Origin of the sequence: Microbacterium sp. LEMMJ01 (genome assembly GCF_002114135.1) — a bacterium.
Taxonomy (GTDB): Bacteria; Actinomycetota; Actinomycetes; order Actinomycetales; family Microbacteriaceae; genus Microbacterium.
In genome coordinates this window covers 187,681-206,911 of record NZ_NCTV01000030.1, presented here as the reverse complement: position 1 = coordinate 206,911, position 19,231 = coordinate 187,681, and the positions used below count along the sequence as shown (strand labels likewise).

The following is a 19,231-nucleotide window of genomic DNA, read 5'->3' as shown; positions in this document are numbered from 1 at the left end:
CGTCGAGACCCCCTGCCGCAGGCGACTGCAGCAGGGGGTCTCGACGATAAGGCGGGGTCTCGGTCAGGCGTGGCCGAGCTGCTCCTGCTGTTCCACCGCGAGGGCGATGTCCTCCTCCTCGACGTGCCAGTCGCCCGTCGCGAGGTAGACGACCTTCTTGGCGACGGCGACCGCGTGGTCCGCGAACCGCTCGTGGTAGCGGCTGGCGAGTGTCGCGTCGACCGTGGCGACGGCCTCGCCCTTCCAGTTGTCGCTCAGCACCTTCTCGAAGACGCTGGCGTGCAGTTCGTCGACGTCGTCATCGGCGTTGCGGATCGCGTCCGCGAACTTCAGATCCTGGGTGCGGAGGAGCTCCGTGAGCGTGCGGGAGATCTCCACGTCCAGCTCGCCCATCTTCACGAACGTGCCCTTCAGGCCCTTCGGGATCGCGCGCTCCGGGAAGCGCAGGCGGGCGAGCTGGGCGATGTGCTCGGACATGTCGCCCATCCGCTCCAGGGACGCGCTGACGCGGAGCGCCGTGACGACGATCCGGAGGTCGCGCGCGACCGGCTGCTGTCGGGCGAGGATCTCGATGGCCTGCTCGTCCAGCGCGACGGCGAGCTCGTCGATCTTCGCGTCGTCGGCGATGACCTCCTCGGCCAGCGCGACGTCGCTCGTGGCGAACGCGCGGGTCGCCTTGTCGATGGAGACCGTGACGAGCTCGGCGATCTCGACGAGGCGGGACTGCAGGTCCTCGAGGGACTGGTGGAAGACTTCGCGCATGGTGGGCGCAACCTTTCATTCGGATCCCGGCTGACGGTCCAGCGCGGGGCGGCGGGCGTCCGCGGGGAGAGCACTGCGCGCGCGCAGGCCTGAAGCGATTGTCTGCTCCGAAGGTTAACGAACGGTGCCCAGCGAGTGAATAGTACGTCTCCGCTCCCCGGGATGGCGCGGAAACCCGCCGGATCGACGGTGAACGCGCTCTACGCTGGAGTCATGACCCTGCCGCAGCTCGCGCTGTCCTCCCTCGCCATCGGGTTGGCGATCGGGGTGGGCCTCTCGCTCCTCGTCGTCTGGGCGTATCGGGCGCGGGCGCGGGCGGAGGAGGAGACGTCGATGGCGATCCCGCCCGGGATCACCGACGTGCTGCGCAGCATGGACGACGCCGCGTGCGTGGTCGACGTCTCCGGCCTCGTGCTCGCCACGTCGAAAGCCGCCGCACGGTTCGGGATCGAGGTCGGATCGACGCTCGAGAATCCGGAGCTCCGGCAACTCGTGCGGGGCGTCCGGTCGACGGGGGAGACGGCGACCGAGTCGCTGCGCATCACCCGCGGCGGTCTCAGCCTCGACCCCCGCCTCGTGTCGGCCAGGGCGAGCGCCATCGGCACGCGCCTCGTGCTCCTCATCATCCGCGACGTGACCGAGCAGGAGCGCCTCGACCAGATGCGCCGTGACTTCGTGGCCAACACGAGCCACGAGCTCAAGACGCCCGTCGGGGCCGTGAGCCTGCTCGCCGAGGCCATCGAGTCCGCCGCCGACGACCCCGCCCAGGTGCGGGCATTCGCGTCGCGGATCTCGGCGGAGGCCGGCCGTCTCGGTCAGCTCACCGGACGCATCATGAGTCTGTCCCGGCTGCAGGCGGAGGACGGGCTGACCGAGGTCGCCCCGGTCTCGATCGACGAGGTCATCGCCTCCTCGATCGAAGCCCACGTCGTGCAGGCCGACTCCGCCGGTGTGGAGCTCGCCCGCGGTGGAGACCGCGGCGTCTGGGTCCGCGGCGACGCACAGATCCTCATCGAGGCCGTCGGCAATCTCATCGCCAACGCCATCGTCTACTCGCCCCGCGGCTCCCGGGTGGGCGTCGGGGTGAAGGCCGACGACGACGTCGTGGAGATCGCCGTCTCCGACCAGGGCATCGGGATCGCGGAGGCCGACCGCGAGCGCATCTTCGAGCGGTTCTACCGCGCGGACGAGGCCCGCTCCCGGCGCACCGGCGGCACCGGCCTCGGGCTGTCCATCGTCAAGCACGCCACCCAGCGGCACGGAGGAGAGGTGCGGCTGTGGTCGCGCCCGGGCCGCGGGTCCACGTTCACCATCCGCCTGCCCCGGATCGACGCCCCCGCGAACACCGGGCAGGGCAAGAAGAGCAAGAAGAAGCGCGCGCGCAAGGCCGTCCCCGCCACCGGGGCGACGCGCGTCCGAAACGGAGAGACCGCATGACCCGCATCCTTCTCGTCGAAGACGAGCCCGACCTCGCCGACCCGCTCGCCTACCTGCTGCGCCGCGAGGGCTACGAGGTGGAGATCGCCGAGGACGGCCCCGGTGCGCTGACGGCGTTCCGGGAGCGCGGTGCCGACATCGTGCTGCTCGACCTCATGCTGCCCGGCATGCCGGGGACCGAGGTGTGCCGGCAGATCCGGTCCACGTCGGCCGTGCCCATCATCATGCTGACGGCGAAGGACTCCGAGGTCGACATCGTCGTGGGGCTCGAGCTCGGCGCGGACGATTACATCACCAAGCCGTACTCGTCGCGGGAGCTGCTCGCCCGGATGCGGGCGGTGCTGCGGCGGGTGGTGCAGGCGGAGGCCGAGCTCGACGAGCGGGTGCTCGAGGGCGGGCGCGTCTCGCTCGACATCGATCGGCACACGGTGGCGGTGGCCGGCGAGCAGATCAACATGCCGCTGAAGGAGTTCGAGCTGCTGGAGGTGCTGATGCGCAACTCCGGCCGGGTGCTCACGCGCGGCCAGCTCATCGACCGGGTGTGGGGGAGTGACTACTTCGGCGACACCAAGACGCTCGACGTGCACATCAAGCGCATCCGCTCGCGGATCGAGGAGAACCCGAGCGAACCGGTGATGCTGGTGACCGTCCGCGGCCTGGGGTATCGCTTCGAGGGGTGACCGCACACAAGAGAGGCCGGCACCCGTGGGTGCCGGCCTCTCTTGTCTGTCTGCGGACTCAGTCCTGCGGAGCGAGGTCCGAGTAGTACGGCAGGGTGCCGTCGAGGACGGGCACCTGCGTGGTCACACCCGCGGAGTCGCCGGACTGGAAGTGCATCGCGACGGTGGCGCCGGGCATGGTGTCGAGGCCGACGATCTCCACCGGCTCCTGGTCGGCGCCGAGGCTGACCGATCCGCCGGCGGGCACGGTGATCATGAACGGCTCGCCGCCCTCGAGGGAGACCGTCAGGGTGGCGCGGTCCTGCGTCGGGTTGACGACCGCGCCCACGAAGTTCCCGGCCGTGCCGTCTTCGTTCGCGATGATGAGGGCGTTCCGGACGGCGATGGGGCCGTCCTCGTCCGACACGTTCACGCCGTCGGAGGCCGCGTACTCGATCTTCGTCGACTGCGGCGTGATGAACGTGCACCCGGTCGCGCCGAGCAGAACGAGGGCGCTGATGGCGGCAGACGCGACAAGGCGCGATTTCACGGGTCCTCCTGAGGTCCGACGGGATATCCCTCCCCATTCTATGGGTAAGTCGAGGAGCCGCTGGGAACAGGAAGCGCGAACCTTAGCGCATATCCCCTGTGGTATCCTTGAGGTTGCCGAAAGGACATGTTTTTATGCTTTTTGAGGTTGGCGAGACCGTCGTCTATCCGCACCATGGCGCTGCGACCATCATCGAGGTCAAGGAACGCGTCATCAAGGGCGAGACGAAGAAATACCTGAAGCTCAACGTCACGCAGGGCGATCTCATCATCGAGGTCCCGGCCGAGAACGTCGACCTCGTCGGCGTCCGCGACGTGATCGGCAAGGAGGGCCTCGACCACGTGTTCGAGGTGCTGCGCGCGCCGTTCACCGAGGAGCCCACCAACTGGTCGCGCCGGTACAAGGCGAACCTGGAGAAGCTCGCGTCCGGCGATGTCATCAAGGTGAGCGAGGTCGTGCGCGACCTCTGGCGCCGCGACCAGGACCGCGGCCTGTCCGCGGGTGAGAAGCGGATGCTGGCCAAGGCCCGGCAGATCCTCATCTCGGAGCTGGCCCTGGCCGAGAAGATCGACGAGGACAAGGCGGGCGCACTGCTCGACGAGGTCCTCGCGTCCTGAGACGTCCTTCACGGAAGGCGGGTGCTGCGGCACCCGCCTTCTGTCGTCTCCGCCGGTAACGTGAAGCTGTGAGCATCCTCCCCGTCCCGCATACCGCGATCATCGTCGTCGCCGCCGGCTCCGGCACCCGTCTCGAGGCCGGAGCGCCCAAGGCGTTCGTCGGCATCGACGGCCGCACCATCCTGCGGCACGCCCTCGACGGCGTCTTCGCGGCGGCGCCCTTGCAGGTCGTGGTCGTCGCGCCCGCAGGCTACGAAGGCGACGCGGAGACGGAGCTGCGGGAGGCCGCCGGCGATCGTGCCGACCTGGGCCGCGTGGTCACCGGAGGGGCGACGCGGCAGGAGTCGGTCGCCGCGGGGCTCGCCGCCCTGTGGGGGGACGTCACGACGGTGCTCGTGCACGACGCGGCGCGCGCCCTCACGCCGCCCGGCGTCATCGACGCGGTGGCGGCGGCCGTGGTCGCCGATGCCGGTGCGGTGCCGAGCCTGCCTGTCGTGGACACGCTCAAGCGCGTCGCGGACGGTCTCGTCGTCGGTGCCGTGGATCGTGCGGAGCTCGCGGCCGCGCAGACTCCGCAGGGCTTCCCGCGCGCGCTGCTGGAAGCGGCGTACGCGGAGGCGACCGCCCGGGGTGCCGAGTACACCGACGACGCCGCGCTCTTCGCCGCGGCCGGGAACACCGTTCGCCTGGTGCCGGGCTCCGAGCGTTCGTTCAAGATCACCACTCCCGCCGACCTGGAGCGCGCCCGCCTCCTCGTCGCGACGTCGTCGGGATCGCCCTCCTCGGCGGCGCGGCCGTCGACTCCCGTCGGGGGCGCACCCCGCGTGGGCATCGGCACGGACGTGCACGCCTTCGGTGGCGACGGGCCGCTGTGGCTGGCCGGGCTGGAATGGCCGGGGGAGCCCGCGCTCTCCGGGCATTCGGACGGGGACGCGGTCGCCCACGCGATCGTCGACGCGCTGCTCGGCGCCGCCGGGCTCGGCGACATCGGTGAGCACTTCGGCACCGCTCACCCGGAGTACGCGGGGGCGCACGCCGATGTCTTCCTCTCCCGCACCGCGGAGCTCCTGTCGGCGGCGGGATTCATGATCGGCAACGTGTCGGTGCAGTTCCAGGGCAACCGCCCGCGCTTCAGCGGACGACGCGGAGAGGCCGAGGCTGCTCTGTCGGCGGCGCTCGGGGGCGCTCCGGTGGCCGTGACGGCCACGACGACCGACGGCCTCGGCTTCCCCGGACGGGGCGAGGGGATCGCGGTCACGGCCGTCGCGATCGTCATCCCGCGACCGGAGCAGGGTCTCTCAGCGCCCGCCGAGTAGGCTTGAGCGGTGACTCTCCGCCTCTACGACACCCGCGCACAGCTGCTGCGCGACTTCGTGCCTCTCGATCCCGAGAACATCACGATGTACGTGTGCGGACCCACCGTGCAGTCCGGCCCGCACATCGGCCACGTCCGCGCGGCCCTGAGCTTCGATCTCCTGCGCCGCTGGCTGACGCACCGCCACGGCCGCGTGACGTTCGTGCGCAACGTCACCGACATCGACGACAAGGTGCTCGCCAACGCCACGGACGCCGAGCCGTGGTGGGCGCTCGCCTATCGGATGGAGCAGGAGTTCGCCGCCGCCTACGCCGGCATCGGCATCCTGCCGCCCACGTACGAGCCGCGGGCGACGGCCTCCGTCCCGCAGATGCAGGAGCTCATCGCGCTGCTCATCGACCGGGGCCACGCGTACCCCGCTCCCGACGGGTCGGGCGACGTGTACTTCGATGTGCGCTCCTGGTCGTCCTACGGCGATCTCACCCATCAGTCGGTGGACGCGATGGAGGCGGCGCAAGACGCCGACCCGCGGGGCAAGCGCAACCCCCAGGACTTCGCCCTGTGGAAGGGCGCCAAGCCCGACGAGCCCGCCGATGCGACCTGGGCGTCGCCGTGGGGGCCGGGGCGTCCGGGCTGGCACATCGAGTGCTCGGCCATGGCGAAGCGGTACCTCGGTGCGGAGTTCGACATCCACGGCGGCGGCCTCGACCTGCGGTTCCCTCATCACGAGAACGAGCTCGCGCAGTCGACGGCCGCGGGTGACGGCTTCGCCCGCTACTGGGTGCACAACGGCCTCGTGACCGTCGACGGCCAGAAGATGTCGAAGTCCCTCGGCAACTTCACCCTCGCGCGGGACGTGCTCGCGGAGCGGGACCCGCTGGTCGTGCGCTACGCCCTCGCCGCCGCGCACTACCGGTCGAGCCTCGACCTCTCGGAATCGTCCTGGGCGGAGGCGGACGCCGCGCTCGGCCGCATCCGCTCCTTCCTCGACCGCGCATTCCGCGCGGCCGGCGAGGAGATCGGTGCCAAGGACGCACGGAGCCTGCCCGACGCCTTCGTCGAGGCGATGGACGACGACCTCGGCGTGCCGCAGGCGCTGGCCGTCGTGCACGAGAGCGTTCGAGCAGGGAACTCGGCGCTGGACGCGGGCGACACCGGCACGGCCCTGGAGGCGGCGCGGGCGGTGCTCGCCATGACCGGGATCCTCGGTCTGGACCCGCGCACGGAATCCGGCGCCGCCGGGGGCGCGCAGGCAGCAGCGCTGGACGCGCTGGTGCAGGAGATGATCGCGCAGCGCGCCACCGCGCGCGCGGAGAAGGACTGGGCGGCGGCGGATCGCATCCGTGACGCGATCGCCGCCGCAGGAATCACGCTGGAGGACACTCCGGCCGGAACTCATTGGAGTATCGATGGCTAAGCCAGGGCGCCCCGGCGCGAGCAAGGGAAACAAGAAGGGCCCGACCAAGGGCACCGGCGGTCTCGGGCGCAAGGCGCTCGAGGGGCGCGGGCCCACGCCGAAGGCGGAGGACCGCGCGTGGCACCCCGCGGGTAAGCGCAAGGCCGCGGCCGAGCGCTACGCGGCTGCGGGCGGCAAGGGCAAGCCCGGTGGGCGCCCCGCGTCCGGCGGCAACCCGAACCGCAGCGCCCGGTCGAAGGACAACACCACCGACACCGAGACGGTCACCGGCCGCAACTCCGTGCTCGAGGCGCTGCGCGCGAAGATCCCGGCGACGGCGATGTACATCGCGCAGCGCGTCGAGATGGACGACCGCGTCAAGGAGATGCTGTCGATCGCGACCCACCGCGACATCCCGGTGCTCGAGGTCACCCGCCAGGAGCTCGACCGCATGGCCGGCTTCGACGGCGTGCACCAGGGCGTCGCCCTCAAGGTGCCGCCGTACGAGTACGCGCACCCGCAGGACCTCCTGGAGCAGGTCATCGACCGCGGCGAGACGCCGCTGTTCGTCGCCCTCGACGGCATCACGGACCCGCGCAACCTCGGTGCGATCATCCGCTCGACGGCGGCGTTCGGCGGCCACGGCATCATCCTGCCGCAGCGCCGTTCCGCCGGTGTGAACTCCGCGGCGTGGAAGACGAGTGCGGGCGCGGCGGCGCGCATCCCGGTCGCCCTGGCGTCGAACCTCACCACGCAGCTCAAGGAGTTCAAGAAGCAGGGCGTGTTCGTGCTCGGACTCGACGGTGACGGCGACGTCTCGCTGCCCGCGCTGGAGCTGGCGGACCGTCCCGTCGTCATCGTCGTGGGCTCGGAGGGCAAGGGCCTGTCCCGCCTCGTGACCGAGACCTGCGACCAGATCGTCTCCATCCCCATCTCCGCGGCGACCGAGTCGCTGAACGCCGGCATCGCGGCCTCGGTCGCGCTGTACCAGGTCGCGACCGTCCGCGCCGCGGACTGACCGAGAGGAACACGCATGGCCCGCATCATCGTCCTGGGAGGAACCGGCTACGCCGGGCGCCACATCGTCGCGGAGGCGGTGAGCCGCGATCACGCGGTCGTCGCCATCTCGCGCTCGACCCCCGCGGATCCGGTCGCGGGTGCGGCGTACGTGCAGGGGTCCGCGCTCGACCCCGCGACGCTGACCGAGGCGTTCGCGGGTGCCGATGCCGTGGTCTCCGCGCTCTCGCCGCGCGGTGACATGGAGGACCGTGTCCTCGAGGCGCTGACGAACGTGGTCGCGCTGCTCGACGGCACCGAGACCCGGCTCGGGGTCGTGGGCGGCGCGGGCGGCAGCCTCGTCGCGCCCGGTGGCCCCCGACTGTTCGATCAGGGGTTCCCCGAGGAGTACAAGCACGAGGCGCAGGTCGGCATCGACTCGCTCGCGCTCCTGGAGCGCACCGCGGAGAGCCTGGACTGGTTCTTCGTGCACCCTGCCGAGGTCTTCGGGCCGTGGGCCGAGGGGGAGCGCACCGGACACTACCGGGACGGCGGTGACGTCCTCGTCCGCGACGAGGACGGGAAGTCGTACATCTCCGGGGCGGACTTCGCCGTCGCGATCGTCGACGAGATCGAGCAGGGCAACCACCACCGTGAGCGGTTCACGGTCGGCTACTGACGCCGCCCGGCGCGGCGCCGACCGGCGGGCACGGTCTCAGACGAGGTCGCGCCAGTCCACCTCGTCGTCGTCGCCGAGCGCGAGCGTGCCGGTGACGACGGGGAGGCCCATCGTCTCGGTCGGCGGCCCCATGATGGTGGCCTCGTCGCGCCGGTGGCGGAGCACATCGTTGATGTAGCTCGTCAGCACCTCCGCGAGGGCGACCGAGCGTCCCTGCGCCTGCGACAGGTACCAACGGTGCTCGAGCACCTGGTGGAACACCTCGGCCGGCTCCAGCTTGGCGCGCAGGTCGTAGGGGATCGCGCGGACGACGGGCTCGAAGACGCGCGTGAGCCACTCGTGCGCGTACATCTCCTCGTCCGCCCACTGCTTGGTGGAGCGGGCACGGAACTCGTCGAGGTCGTTGAGGAGCCGCCGGGCCTGGTTCTCCTCGACGTCGAGACCGGTGAGGCGGATGAGTCGGCGCTGGTGGTGCCCGGCATCGACGACCTTGGGCTGGATCTCCACGACCGTGCCGTCGGCGGTCGTCGACATCGACATCTCGTCGATGTCGAAGCCGAGGGCGTTGAGCCGCTCGACACGTTCCGTGATGCGCCACGTCTCGGCGGCGGAGAAGGACTCCTGCGCGGTGAGCTCGGCCCAGAGGGAGCGGTAGGACGACACGATGCCGTCCGCGATGGCGACGGCGTCGACCCCATGCTCCAGGCGGCCGCCCGCGGCGAGGTCCATGATCTCCCCCGCGATGTTCGTGCGCGCGAGGTCCAGGTCGTAGGCGCGCTGACCGTCGGTGAGGCCCTCTTCGTGCAGCTCGCCGGTCTCCGCGTCGACGAGGTACGCCGCGAACGCCCCGGCATCCCGGCGGAACAGCGTGTTCGAGAGCGAGACGTCTCCCCAGTAGAAGCCCACGTTGTGCAGACGCACGAGCAGCAGGGCGAGCGCGTCGACGAGGCGCGTGGCCGTGTCCGGGCGGAGCACCCGGGTGAAGAGGGCCCGGTACGGCATCGAGAAGCGCAGATGCGAGGTGACCAATGCCGCGGGGAGCGGCGCCCCCGACGAGTCGGTGCGCCCCGCGATCACCGCGACGCGCTCCACGCACGGCACGTCGAGTCGCGATAGGTTGCCGAGCATCTCGTACTCCCGGCGCGCCATCTCGGTCGTCGTCTCCTTCACCGCCACCACGCGCCCGGAGAGATCCGCGAAGCGCACGAGGTGGCGGGAGAGGCCCTTGGGCAGCGAGACGATGTGCTCGGACGGCCACTTCTCCAGAGGCGTCGACCAGGGCAGAGCGAGCAGACCGGGGTCGACCGTCTTGGCGGTGATCCGGAGGGATTCCTGCATGGGGGCTCCTGAGGGTGCCGGGGAAACGACGCGGCGCGGGCGACCGAAGTCAGCCCGCGCCGCGGTGGAGTGTCCGATCAGGCCGAGACGACCGGCTTGTCGTTCAGGCGGTCGCCCGACTCGAGGTCGAACGCGTGCACGTGACCCGGGTTCGCGGCAAGGGTGACGGTCTCCCCGGCGTTCGGGTGGTTGCGGCCGTCGACGCGGGCGACGAGGTCGGTGCGCTTGCCGTTGATCTCCGTGTGGCCGTAGAGGTAGCCGTCGGCGCCGAGCTCCTCGACGAGGTCGACGACGACCGAGAGGCCGCGACCGTCGGCCGGGCCGACCGTGATGTCCTCGGGGCGGACGCCGACCGTGACCTGCGAGCCCGACGCGCGGCCGACCGTGTCGCGGTCCAGCGGCACGACCTCGGTGCCGAACTGCACGCCGCCGTCGGCGAGGTCGGCGCTGAACAGGTTCATCGCGGGGGAGCCGATGAAGCCGGCCACGAACACGTTGTTCGGCTTCTCGTACAGGTCGCGCGGGGAGCCGACCTGCTGGAGCAGACCGTCCTTGAGCACGGCGATGCGGTCACCCATCGTGAGCGCCTCGGTCTGGTCGTGCGTGACGTAGACCGTGGTGACGCCGAGACGACGCTGCAGCGACGCGATCTGCGTGCGGGTCTGGACGCGGAGCTTGGCGTCGAGGTTCGACAGCGGCTCGTCCATGAGGAAGACCTGGGGCTGACGCACGATGGCGCGACCCATGGCGACACGCTGACGCTGACCACCGGAGAGTGCCTTTGGCTTGCGGGTGAGGTACTGCTCCAGGTCGAGGAGCTTCGCGGCCTCGAGCACGCGCGCGGCGCGCTCCTCCTTGCCGACGCCGGCGATCTTGAGCGCGAAGCCCATGTTCTCGGCGACGGTCATGTGCGGGTACAGCGCGTAGTTCTGGAACACCATCGCGATGTCGCGGTCCTTCGGCGGCACGTCGGTGACGTCGCGGTCACCGATGAGGATGCGGCCGGAGTTGACCTCTTCGAGGCCGGCGAGCATGCGGAGGGAGGTGGACTTACCGCAACCGGAGGGACCGACCAGGACGAGGAACTCGCCGTCTCCCACCTCGAGGTTGAGCTTGTCGACAGCCGGACGGGTGCCGCCGGGGTACAGGCGGGTGGCCTCGTCGAAAGTCACAGATGCCATCGTGTTTCTCCTTCACCGGCAGGTACGTGCCGGACGATCCGTAGTGAATGAAGCGGCGGAGCGACCCGCCGTGACCCTCCATCGGGTCGGGATCAGTATGGCACGAACGGCCGCACCTGGGTATTTCTCAGCCTCACTGGTTAGCATCGAACCCGGCCGTGCGCAGCGGCGATCACCGCCCGACGGTGGTCGGGGCCAACCCGGACCCCCTGAGACTCAAGAGGAACGATGTCGAGCGACGAAACGCCGAACGTCCCCGCCCCTCGCACTTCGCGCGAGGCCGTGCGGGAGAAGGCACAGAAGGTGCACGCCCAGCAGTCGCGGGCGCGTCTCATGCGACGGATCATCATCGGTGCGGTCGCGATCATCGCGGTCGGTGCGATCGGGACCGCCGTGACGCTCGCCGTGACCTCGCAGACGTCCAAGCCGCAGCTCAGCCCGAGCGGCATGGAGGCGGACGGCGTCGTGGTGACGGACATCGCCTCCGCCGCGATCGCCGGCACCGCGTCCCCCACGCCGGACCCCGAGCCCAGTGAGGCCGGCGCCAGCGAGACGCCGTCGCCCGAGCCGTCCGCGGCCGGCGCCGTCGAGGTGCACGTCTACGTCGACTACCTCTCGCCCGACGCGGGCAAGTTCGAGCGCGCCAACGCCCGTCTGCTCGCGCAGTGGATCGAGGACGGCGCCGCGACCGTCAGCTACCACCCGGTCGCTCTGCTCACCGCCAGCTCCAACGGCACGAAGTACTCGCTGCGTTCCGCCGCGGCCGCCGCCTGCGTGGCGACGCACTCGCCGGACCAGTTCTACGCGTTCAACCACGACCTCCTCGACGACCAGCCCGACGTGGGCAGCGACGGGATGTCCGACGAGGAGCTCGCCAACCTCGCGGGCGCCGTCGGCGTGGACAACGCCAAGACCGTGCGCTCGTGCATCCAGGACGGCGACTACGTCAGCTGGGCGAAGGAGGCGACGACCCGCGCGCTCGAGGGGCCGCTCCCCGGCTCCGACGACCTCGTGCTCACCGCCGCCCCGATGATCGTCGTGAACGGCGAGGCGTACGTCGGGGCGCTGGACGACCCGCAGGAGCTGTCGACGTTCGTCATGTCCGTCGCCAGCGAGGCCTACTACGAGTCGACGTCTCCGACGCCCACCCCGACCGCCACCTCGGCGCCGGCGAAGTAGTCCGTCGAGCGTCCCGGCCATCGCTAAGCTGTGATGGCATCCGCCGACTTGGCGCAATTGGTAGCGCACCGTACTTGTAATACGGGGGTTACGGGTTCGAGTCCCGTAGTCGGCTCTCTCTGACGGACCCCTCCGCGTGATCGCGGCGCCTCTGCGTGGCGCGTTGTCGCGCGCCCGCATATCGCGTATCACTTCGGAGGGTGTTATGTTACTGAGGTGCAGGTGGTCGGCACCCCGCCCCGGCCACCTGCGCATCTTTTCGCGTCACCGCGGGAATGTTCGCGCCGCTCGTCGCGGTTGTCTCGAACATGACCCGCATCGGCTCCAGTGACCTCGACGTCTTCCCCCTCGCCCTCGGCGGCAACGTGTTCGGCTGGACGGCCGACCGTGACGCCTCCTTCGCCGTCCTCGACGCCTTCGTCGACGGGGGTGGCGACTTCATCGACACGGCGGACTCCTACAGTGCGTGGGTGCCCGGCAACGAGGGCGGCGAGAGCGAGACGATCATCGGAGCGTGGCTCGCGGCGCGGAAGCCCCAGGGCGTCGTCGTCGCGACCAAGGTCAGCCAGCACCCCGCCTTCCGCGGTCTCTCGGAGGGGAACGTGCGCCGCGCGGCGGAGGCGTCGCTCGCTCGCCTCGGCGTCGACGAGATCGACCTCTACTACGCCCACTTCGACGACGAGTCCGTGCCGCTGGAGGAGACGGTCGAGGCGTTCGGCGCCCTCGTCACGGACGGGCTCGTGCGGCACGTGGCGGTGTCCAACTACACCGCCGACCGCATCCGGCAGTGGATCGACATCGCCGACCGCCTCGGCGTCGCGCGACCGGTCGCCGTCCAGCCGCACTACAACCTCGTGCACCGCAACGACGTCGAGGACACCATCATCCCCGTCGCCGAGGAGTTCGGGCTGAGCCTCGTGCCGTACTACGCGCTGGCGAGTGGCTTCCTCACCGGCAAGTACCGATCGACGGACGCCGGGGGAGAGGGGTCTCCGCGGGCCGCCGGCGCTGCGAAGTACGCCACCGAGGCGGGACTTCGGATCATCGACGCGCTGGACGAGATCGGCGGAGCGCACGGCGCCTCGGTCGCCGCGACGGCCCTGGCCTGGCTGCGTGCGCAGCCGACCGTGGTCGCGCCCATCGCGAGTGCCCGGACGGTGGATCAGGTGCCGGATCTGCTCGCCGGAGCGCGGCTGGAGCTGTCGTCCGAGGAGGTCGAGCGCCTGAACCGCGTGTCGGCCTGGACGCCGCCGCAGGGCTGACCCGCTCTCACCGACCGACGAGGCCGAGCCGGTGGGCGAGGATCACGGCATGGATCCGGTCCCGCGCCCCGAGCTTCGCCAGGATCCGCCCGACGTGCGTCTTCACCGTGGACTCGCCGACGTAGAGCGACGCCGCGATCTCGGCGTTCGTGAGCCCCTGGCCGATCGCGATGAACACCTCGCGCTCGCGTTCGGTCAGGGAGCGGTACCCGGCGTCGTCGACCTCGTCGAGAGCGCTGGCTCCGAGCTGCGAGCCGACGTGCTCCAACAGCACGCGGGTCACCCGCGGCGCCAGCGCGGCGTCTCCGCGATGGACGGCACGGACGGCGGAGAGCATCTCCTGGCGCTGGGCGTCTTTCAGGAGGAACCCGCTGGCACCGGCCCGGATCGCGCCGAAGGCGTACTCGTCCAGATCGAAGGTCGTGAGGACAAGCACCTTCGTCTCGGGATGCGCGCCGACGATGGCGGTCGTCGCCGCGATCCCGTCGAGCTCCGGCATCCGGATGTCCATGAGCACGAGGTCGGGGGCGAGTGCGGCGCTCTGCGCGATCGCCGCCCTCCCGTCGGCGGCCTCCCCGATGACGACGATGTCGGGTTCCGCCTCGAGGACCATGCGGAACCCCAGGCGGATCAGCTCCTGGTCGTCGACCAGGAGCACGCGGATGGGTGATGTCATCTGTTCTCCTCCTCTGTCGGCAGCACGGCGCGAAGGATCCATCGGCCCGCACCGTCCGGCCGCGACTCCAGTGTGCCGTGGACGTGGGCGGCGCGTTCCTGGAGACCCCGGAGACCGAAGCCTCCCTCGCCCGGAGAGCCCGCGACGCCGTCGTTGACGATCTCGACGACCACGGACGCGGGCGTGTACTCGAGTCGCACGGATGCGGCGGTCGCGGTCGGCGCGTGCCGCATCGCGTTCGTCAGCCCCTCCTGCACGATCCGGCCGAGCGCGTGGGCGACGTCGGACGAGACGTCCGCGTGGCCGGTGGTGGCGAGGGTCACCGGATACCCGGTCCGTTGCGCGGCCGCGACGGTCTCCTGCGGGGATGCGGGCGAGACCGGCGCGAGGAGGAGCGGGGCGTCGTCGTCCCGAAGCACCCCGAGCATCGCCCGCATCTGGGTGAGCGCGCTGCGGGCGGTGTCCGCCGCAGAGGTGGCCGCCGCGCGCGCCTGTTCGCGGTCCGGGGTGGCGGCCGCTCCCTCGGACAGCGCCACGACCACGGTCAGGGAGTGCGACACGATGTCGTGCATCTCGCGTGCGATCCGCGCCCGCTCCGCCGCAGCGGCGAGCTGCGCCTGCTGGTCGCGCTCCACGAGGAGCTGCCGGGAGCGGTCGATGACGGCGTCCAGGTAGCGCTTCCGGTTGCCGACGTTCGCGCCGATCAGGGTGCCGATCAGGCCGAGCACGACCGTGCCGAGCAGGGCGTTGACCGCCTCTTGGAGTGTGAAGATGCCGGACCAGAGGAGGAGCCCGGCTCCGGAGGCGCTGGCGGCGACGCCGATGCCGAAAGCTGTCCACGCGGCACGGGTGGAACGGTAGACGGCGAGGGAGTAGCCGGCGAACAGCAGCAGCGGGCTGCTCCCCGGCAGCGCGGTGAACAGGAGGAAGACGTCGAGCAGGATCGCCGCGATCGCCGGGAGCCACGGCTTCCGTCGGCGCCAGAGCAGGGTGGCGGAGGCGGCGACCACGCAGAGCGGCAGCAGGGCGGCGAGCACGAGCCCGACGGGGCCGCGGTCGGCATCGTCGATGCGCGCGGCGGGTGTGATCGTGAGGACGATGCAGAGCAGGGTGAGCAGGACGTCGGCGAGGACGGGATGGCGCGCCCAGAAACGCCGGAACACGCCGGGAGGACGAGGGAGCCGCAGCCCCTCGTCCTCCCGGACCGTGTCCGTTCCGCGTCGCTTCGTCGGCACCCGGTCTCCTACGCGTCGCGCGTGCGAAGGACGGCCCACGCGGCCAGCAGACCTCCGATTACCCAGCAGCCGAGGGTGAGGAAGGCGACCGGCGCATCCAGCGTCGCCGTGTCACCGGGCAGGATCGCGCTCTGCGCGGCGGCGACGGGGAGGTAGGCGGAGGCGTCGATCACCCAGGCCCAGGCCTCTCCCGCCATCGCGAAGAAGCTCGCGACGATCGGCAGGACGAACAGCAGACCGACCGTCGCTGCGATCGCTCCGGCACCCGAGCGCAGGATGAAGCCGAAGGCCACGCCGATCAGCGCGAAGACGGCCATGGCGAGGGAGGCGACCACGATCGGCAGGACGGAGGCCGCGGGGTCCGACCAGTCGATGCCCTGCTCCCGTCCTGCGACCACGGCGGACACGGCGGCCGCCGCGGCACCGAAGATGACCAGCGACGACAGGAACAGGAAGCCCGCGAGCACGAGGGCCTTCGCCAGCAGCACGGACCCGCGGATCGGGTCGGCGGTCAGCGTCGAGCGGATCATGCCCGTGGAGTACTCGCCGGTGACCGAGATCGCCCCGATGATGCCGGCGAGCAGCATCGTGAACTGGATCGGCATGACGACGGCCTGGATCGGGTCGAACCCGGGGGCATCGATCGCCTGGGCGATGAGGACGGCGATGCCGATCGTCAGCACGGCGGCGATCGCGATGGACCACCACGTCGACCGGAGGGTGATGAGCTTGATCGCCTCGCCGCGCACGGCGCGTGCGAAGGTGAGGCGCCGACCCGAGTCGACGGCAGGGGGCGCGACGGCCGGGGTCGTCACGGCGGGGGCGGCGGTCATGAGAGCTCCTTCGTGCGGTACTCGACGGCGTCGCCGGTGAGGGCGAGGTAGGCCTCTTCGAGGGATCCGGTGGTCGGGGTGAGTTCGTGCAGCGGGATCCCGCGCTCCGCGGCGAGGTCGCCGATGCGGGCTGCCGGGAGCCCCGCGATGTCGAGCAGATCGGGAGCGGCGCTGACGATCTCCACGTCCGGACCGCCCACCGCGGCCACGAGGTCGGTGGGGCGGGGTGTCCGCACGCGCACGCGGTTTGTCGTCCAGGACCGCACCAGCTCGGCCAGCGGAGCGTCGGCGAGGACCTTGCCCCGTCCCATCACGATGACGTGGTCCGCGGTCTGAGCCATCTCGCTCATGAGGTGACTGGACAGCAGGACCGTCCGGCCCTCGGAGGCGGCATGCCGGACGAACTGGCGCACCCAGCGGACTCCCTCCGGGTCGAGGCCATTGACCGGCTCGTCGAGGATGAGGGTGTGCGGGTCGCCGAGCAGTGCGGAGGCGATCCCGAGGCGCTGCCCCATGCCGAGGGAGAACTTCCCGGCGCGCTTGCGGGCGACCGCGCCGATGCCGGCGAGCTCGATGACCTCGTCGACCCGCGACGTCGGGATGCCGTGCGTGGCGGCCATGGCCCGGAGGTGGTCGCGTGCGGTCCGTCCGGTGTGCACGGCCTTGGCATCGAGGAGCACGCCGACCTCGGTGAGGGGCGCCCGGAGCTTGCGATACTCCTGGCCGGCGACGGTCGCCCGGCCGGCCGACGGACGGTCCAGCCCGACGATCATGCGCATGGTCGTCGACTTCCCGGCGCCGTTCGGTCCGAGGAAGCCGGTGACGGTCCCCGGCTGCACGGTGAAGGACACGCCGTCGACGGCGGTCTTGTCCCCGAATCTCTTGGTGAGGCCTTCTGCGGTGATCATGGTCCCCACGCTACGGACCGTCGGGGCGCGGCGCGTCCTCCCGGAGGACGATTCCCCGGTGCGGTGCGATCGTCCTCCGGGGGGACGGCGCCGTGGAGGACAGGTGCCCGCGGACGCTCCGATAGTGTCGAGAGGTGACTCCCGCCCGCCGCCTCCCCGCCCCTCTGGCGCTCGGGGGAGCCGTCGCGATCGGGGTCATGACCGCGATCCAGGCGCGCATCAACGGGGTCCTGGGCGTGCGCGTCGACAACGGCATCGTCGCCGGGTTCCTGTCCTTCGCGGTGGGATTGGTGGCCCTCGCCGTGGTCATCTCCTTCCTGCCTTCGGCGCGCCGTGGTGCCCTGCGCCTCGGGCGTGGCATCCGCGATCGGAGCATCCCGTTCTGGATGCTCCTCGGCGGAGCCTGCGGCGCACTCACCGTGTCCACTCAGGGTCTGACGGCGGGCATCCTCGGCGTCTCCCTCTTCACGGTGGGTGTCGTGGCAGGGCAGACCCTGCACGGCCTCGTCCTCGACCGCATCGGCTTCGGGCCGGCGGGCGTCGTGGCCGTGACCCCCGGTCGGGTGATGGGCGGCGTGCTCGCGCTCGCCGCGGTGGGGATCTCCCTCTCGGGCGACGTGCTGGCGACCGCCCCGCTGTGGATGCTGCTGCTGCCCTTCGCCGCCGGTGTCGGCATCGCCTGGCAGGCGGCGACGAACGGGCGGCTGGCGCAGCGCGTGCAGTCGCCGATCGCCGCCACCCTGATGAGCTTCATCGCCGGGACGCTGGTGCTCGCGGTCGCCGCCGGCACCAGCGTCGCCGTGCGGGGGTGGCCGGCCGCGCTGCCGACCGAGCCCTGGCTCTACCTCGGCGGCTTCCTCGGTGCGGGCTACATCCTGCTCGGCGCCTTCATCGTCGCGCACACGGGCGTGCTGCTCATGGGGCTGGGATCGGTGCTCGGGCAGCTCGTGACGTCCGTCGTGATCGACCTGCTCTGGCCGGCGCAGGCGGGACCGGCGCTGTGGCAGGTGATCGCGATGGTCATCGTGGCGGTGGGCTCGGTGCTGGTCGCGGTGCCCTGGCGTCGACGCCGGCTCTAGGAGCGGCTCTTCTTCGCGGCCTTCGCGGCCTTCTTCTTCGCCTTCTTCTTCGCCTTCTTGCGGGCCTTCTTCTCGGCCTTCTCGGCCTTCTTGCTCTCGGCCTCCTGCGCTGCCGCCTCGGCTGCCGCGCGCTCCTCCGGAGAGAGCTTCGGCGGCCGGGTGAGAAGCGCGCGGGCGTCGACCGTCTTGCGCCTGCCGGGACTCTTGCCCTCGGGCTTCGCGCCGACGTAGAGCCAGCCGAGGAGCTCCTCGTCGGGGCCCAGCCCGTGCATGTGCGCCACGGGCTCGGAGCGCGTGTAGTGTCCGGTGCGCCAGATGACGCCCCACCCCGCCTCATCGAGCAGCAGGCTCAGCACATGCGCGACGCCGGAGGCCACCGCCTCCTGCTCCCAGCGCGGCACTTTCTCGCTCGGACGGTAGCTCGCGACCACCGCGATGAGGAGCGGAGCCCGCAGCGGCTTCGTCGACGGCTCCGCGTCTCCCTGGGCCTCGGCGATCGCGGCACCGAGCGCCTCGCGGTCCGCGCCGCGCAGCTCGATCAGACGCCAGGGGCGCAGCGAGGAATGGTCGGCGACGCGGCCGGCGGCGCCGACGAGCGTCACCAGCTCCTCGCGCCCCGGGGCGGTGTCGCCGACCTTCGACCAGGACTGCCGTGCGCGGACGGCGTCGAGGGCGCTCACGACTCGTCGGGCGTGAAGTTCAGCGCGATCGAGTTCATGCAGTAGCGGTCACCGGTGGGGGTGCCGAAGCCGTCCGGGAAGACGTGGCCGAGGTGCGAACCGCAGGTCGCGCAGCGGACCTCCGTGCGCACCATGCCGAGACTGTCGTCCTCGAGCAGCTCGACCGCATCCGGCCGGACCGACTCGTAGAAGCTCGGCCAGCCGCAGCCCGAGTCGAACTTGGTGCCGCTCTTGAAGAGCTCCGCACCGCAGGCGCCGCAGGTGTAGAGGCCGGCGCGCTCCTCATCGAGCAGCTCACCCGTCCAGGCGCGCTCGGTCGCCGCCTGGCGCAGCACGGCGTACTGCTCTTCGCCGAGCTCGTCGCGCCACTCGTCTTCGGTCTTGTTCACGCTGTAGGGCATCGTGTCCTCCTGAGTCCTCTCCATTCTCTCTCGTGCGGAGCGCCGGTG

At 71.2% G+C, this 19,231-nt stretch carries 20 protein-coding genes and 1 tRNA gene; 11 read left to right on the top strand and 10 right to left on the bottom strand.

The window, feature by feature from the left end; genetic code table 11:
* Positions 1-63 precede the first annotated feature (63 nt).
* Positions 64-762, bottom strand: coding sequence for a phosphate signaling complex protein PhoU (gene phoU, locus B7W94_RS09810; RefSeq protein WP_025104304.1), 699 nt, complete (start codon positions 760-762; stop codon positions 64-66).
* A 213-nt stretch (positions 763-975) separates the two neighbouring features.
* Between phoU and B7W94_RS09805 the strand changes: the two genes are divergently transcribed.
* Together B7W94_RS09805 and B7W94_RS09800 are read left to right on the top strand one after the other, a co-directional pair.
* A complete protein-coding gene (locus B7W94_RS09805; protein WP_025104305.1) occupies positions 976-2,199 on the top strand; it encodes a sensor histidine kinase in 1,224 nt (407 codons plus the stop codon).
* Positions 2,196-2,879 (top strand): response regulator transcription factor, encoded by a 684-nt coding sequence (locus B7W94_RS09800; RefSeq protein WP_025104306.1) that lies wholly within the window; start codon positions 2,196-2,198, stop codon positions 2,877-2,879. The genes B7W94_RS09805 and B7W94_RS09800 overlap by 4 nt, the downstream gene beginning before the upstream one ends.
* 58 nt (positions 2,880-2,937) lie before the next feature.
* Here the strand turns inward: B7W94_RS09800 and B7W94_RS09795 are convergent, their stop codons facing one another.
* Entirely contained in the window at positions 2,938-3,408 is a 471-nt protein-coding gene (locus B7W94_RS09795; protein WP_025104307.1) for a hypothetical protein, read from the bottom strand.
* 134 nt (positions 3,409-3,542) lie between these two features.
* On the opposite strand from B7W94_RS09795, the gene B7W94_RS09790 reads away from it, so the two are divergent.
* From B7W94_RS09790 to B7W94_RS09770, 5 genes are all read left to right on the top strand, one after another.
* Positions 3,543-4,025, top strand: a complete 483-nt coding sequence (locus B7W94_RS09790) for a CarD family transcriptional regulator (protein ID WP_025104308.1) — start codon at positions 3,543-3,545, stop codon at positions 4,023-4,025.
* A 68-nt stretch (positions 4,026-4,093) separates the two neighbouring features.
* Positions 4,094-5,341: a 2-C-methyl-D-erythritol 4-phosphate cytidylyltransferase gene (ispD, locus tag B7W94_RS09785; protein WP_085606216.1), complete on the top strand. Its 1,248-nt coding sequence runs from the start codon at positions 4,094-4,096 to the stop codon at positions 5,339-5,341.
* Between the two features lie 9 nt (positions 5,342-5,350).
* Entirely contained in the window at positions 5,351-6,757 is a 1,407-nt protein-coding gene (gene cysS / locus B7W94_RS09780; protein WP_085606214.1) for a cysteine--tRNA ligase, read from the top strand.
* The gene (gene rlmB, locus B7W94_RS09775; RefSeq protein ID WP_025104311.1) at positions 6,750-7,754 is read left to right on the top strand and encodes a 23S rRNA (guanosine(2251)-2'-O)-methyltransferase RlmB; all 1,005 of its coding nucleotides are present in this window, start codon (positions 6,750-6,752) and stop codon (positions 7,752-7,754) included. The genes cysS and rlmB overlap by 8 nt, the downstream gene beginning before the upstream one ends.
* A 15-nt stretch (positions 7,755-7,769) precedes the next feature.
* On the top strand, positions 7,770-8,411 hold the full coding sequence (locus tag B7W94_RS09770; RefSeq protein WP_060921926.1) for an NAD(P)-dependent oxidoreductase: 642 nt from the start codon (positions 7,770-7,772) through the stop codon (positions 8,409-8,411).
* Positions 8,412-8,447: 36 nt separating this feature from the next.
* Here B7W94_RS09770 and B7W94_RS09765 read toward each other — a convergent pair whose 3' ends face one another.
* Together B7W94_RS09765 and B7W94_RS09760 are read right to left on the bottom strand one after the other, a co-directional pair.
* Positions 8,448-9,749 carry a DUF4032 domain-containing protein gene (locus tag B7W94_RS09765; RefSeq protein ID WP_025104313.1) on the bottom strand — a complete coding sequence of 434 codons (1,302 nt, stop codon included), beginning with the start codon at positions 9,747-9,749 and terminating at the stop codon, positions 8,448-8,450.
* A gap of 77 nt (positions 9,750-9,826) precedes the next feature.
* A complete protein-coding gene (locus B7W94_RS09760) occupies positions 9,827-10,930 on the bottom strand; it encodes an ABC transporter ATP-binding protein (RefSeq protein WP_025104314.1) in 1,104 nt (367 codons plus the stop codon).
* A 228-nt stretch (positions 10,931-11,158) separates the two neighbouring features.
* On the opposite strand from B7W94_RS09760, the gene B7W94_RS09755 reads away from it, so the two are divergent.
* The 3 genes from B7W94_RS09755 (at position 11,159) to B7W94_RS09745 (ending at position 13,371) form a co-directional block, all read left to right on the top strand.
* Positions 11,159-12,109 carry a DsbA family protein gene (locus tag B7W94_RS09755; RefSeq protein WP_025104315.1) on the top strand — a complete coding sequence of 317 codons (951 nt, stop codon included), beginning with the start codon at positions 11,159-11,161 and terminating at the stop codon, positions 12,107-12,109.
* Between the two features lie 42 nt (positions 12,110-12,151).
* A tRNA-Thr gene (locus B7W94_RS09750) sits at positions 12,152-12,224 on the top strand.
* Between the two features lie 193 nt (positions 12,225-12,417).
* The gene (locus B7W94_RS09745) at positions 12,418-13,371 is read left to right on the top strand and encodes an aldo/keto reductase (RefSeq protein ID WP_085606487.1); all 954 of its coding nucleotides are present in this window, start codon (positions 12,418-12,420) and stop codon (positions 13,369-13,371) included.
* Between the two features lie 7 nt (positions 13,372-13,378).
* Here B7W94_RS09745 and B7W94_RS09740 read toward each other — a convergent pair whose 3' ends face one another.
* From B7W94_RS09740 to B7W94_RS09725, 4 genes are read right to left on the bottom strand one after another with little or no spacing between them, the layout of a single operon-like run.
* Entirely contained in the window at positions 13,379-14,047 is a 669-nt protein-coding gene (locus tag B7W94_RS09740; protein WP_085606212.1) for a response regulator, read from the bottom strand.
* Positions 14,044-15,282, bottom strand: coding sequence for a sensor histidine kinase (locus B7W94_RS09735; protein WP_253247422.1), 1,239 nt, complete (start codon positions 15,280-15,282; stop codon positions 14,044-14,046). The genes B7W94_RS09740 and B7W94_RS09735 overlap by 4 nt, the downstream gene beginning before the upstream one ends.
* Before the next feature lie 8 nt (positions 15,283-15,290).
* Positions 15,291-16,115, bottom strand: a complete 825-nt coding sequence (locus tag B7W94_RS09730; protein ID WP_085606210.1) for an ABC transporter permease — start codon at positions 16,113-16,115, stop codon at positions 15,291-15,293.
* Positions 16,112-17,023 (bottom strand): ABC transporter ATP-binding protein, encoded by a 912-nt coding sequence (locus B7W94_RS09725; protein WP_025105520.1) that lies wholly within the window; start codon positions 17,021-17,023, stop codon positions 16,112-16,114. Before B7W94_RS09725 ends, B7W94_RS09730 begins: the two co-directional genes overlap by 4 nt.
* 164 nt (positions 17,024-17,187) lie before the next feature.
* Here B7W94_RS09725 and B7W94_RS09720 point away from each other — a divergent pair, with 164 nt between their 5' ends.
* On the top strand, positions 17,188-18,102 hold the full coding sequence (locus tag B7W94_RS09720; protein WP_085606483.1) for a DMT family transporter: 915 nt from the start codon (positions 17,188-17,190) through the stop codon (positions 18,100-18,102).
* Here the strand turns inward: B7W94_RS09720 and B7W94_RS09715 are convergent.
* A complete protein-coding gene (locus B7W94_RS09715) occupies positions 18,099-18,782 on the bottom strand; it encodes a nitroreductase family protein (RefSeq protein ID WP_085606208.1) in 684 nt (227 codons plus the stop codon). The genes B7W94_RS09720 and B7W94_RS09715 overlap by 4 nt on opposite strands.
* Positions 18,779-19,183, bottom strand: coding sequence for a peptide-methionine (R)-S-oxide reductase MsrB (gene msrB, locus B7W94_RS09710; RefSeq protein WP_025105523.1), 405 nt, complete (start codon positions 19,181-19,183; stop codon positions 18,779-18,781). Before msrB ends, B7W94_RS09715 begins: the two co-directional genes overlap by 4 nt.
* Positions 19,184-19,231 lie beyond the last annotated feature (48 nt).

What these genes read in the sequence shown, in the direction of transcription:
- phoU (WP_025104304.1), bottom strand. Translation starts at nt 762, where the DNA reads ATGCGCGAAGTCTTCCACCAGTCCCTCGAGGACCTGCAGTCCCGCCTC.
- B7W94_RS09805 (WP_025104305.1), top strand. Translation starts at nt 976, where the DNA reads ATGACCCTGCCGCAGCTCGCGCTGTCCTCCCTCGCCATCGGGTTGGCG.
- B7W94_RS09800 (WP_025104306.1), top strand. Translation starts at nt 2,196, where the DNA reads ATGACCCGCATCCTTCTCGTCGAAGACGAGCCCGACCTCGCCGACCCG.
- B7W94_RS09790 (WP_025104308.1), top strand. Translation starts at nt 3,543, where the DNA reads ATGCTTTTTGAGGTTGGCGAGACCGTCGTCTATCCGCACCATGGCGCT.
- rlmB (WP_025104311.1), top strand. Translation starts at nt 6,750, where the DNA reads ATGGCTAAGCCAGGGCGCCCCGGCGCGAGCAAGGGAAACAAGAAGGGC.
- B7W94_RS09770 (WP_060921926.1), top strand. Translation starts at nt 7,770, where the DNA reads ATGGCCCGCATCATCGTCCTGGGAGGAACCGGCTACGCCGGGCGCCAC.
- B7W94_RS09765 (WP_025104313.1), bottom strand. Translation starts at nt 9,749, where the DNA reads ATGCAGGAATCCCTCCGGATCACCGCCAAGACGGTCGACCCCGGTCTG.
- B7W94_RS09760 (WP_025104314.1), bottom strand. Translation starts at nt 10,930, where the DNA reads ATGGCATCTGTGACTTTCGACGAGGCCACCCGCCTGTACCCCGGCGGC.
- B7W94_RS09755 (WP_025104315.1), top strand. Translation starts at nt 11,159, where the DNA reads ATGTCGAGCGACGAAACGCCGAACGTCCCCGCCCCTCGCACTTCGCGC.
- B7W94_RS09745 (WP_085606487.1), top strand. Translation starts at nt 12,418, where the DNA reads ATGACCCGCATCGGCTCCAGTGACCTCGACGTCTTCCCCCTCGCCCTC.
- B7W94_RS09740 (WP_085606212.1), bottom strand. Translation starts at nt 14,047, where the DNA reads ATGACATCACCCATCCGCGTGCTCCTGGTCGACGACCAGGAGCTGATC.
- B7W94_RS09730 (WP_085606210.1), bottom strand. Translation starts at nt 16,115, where the DNA reads ATGACCGCCGCCCCCGCCGTGACGACCCCGGCCGTCGCGCCCCCTGCC.
- B7W94_RS09725 (WP_025105520.1), bottom strand. Translation starts at nt 17,023, where the DNA reads ATGATCACCGCAGAAGGCCTCACCAAGAGATTCGGGGACAAGACCGCC.
- msrB (WP_025105523.1), bottom strand. Translation starts at nt 19,183, where the DNA reads ATGCCCTACAGCGTGAACAAGACCGAAGACGAGTGGCGCGACGAGCTC.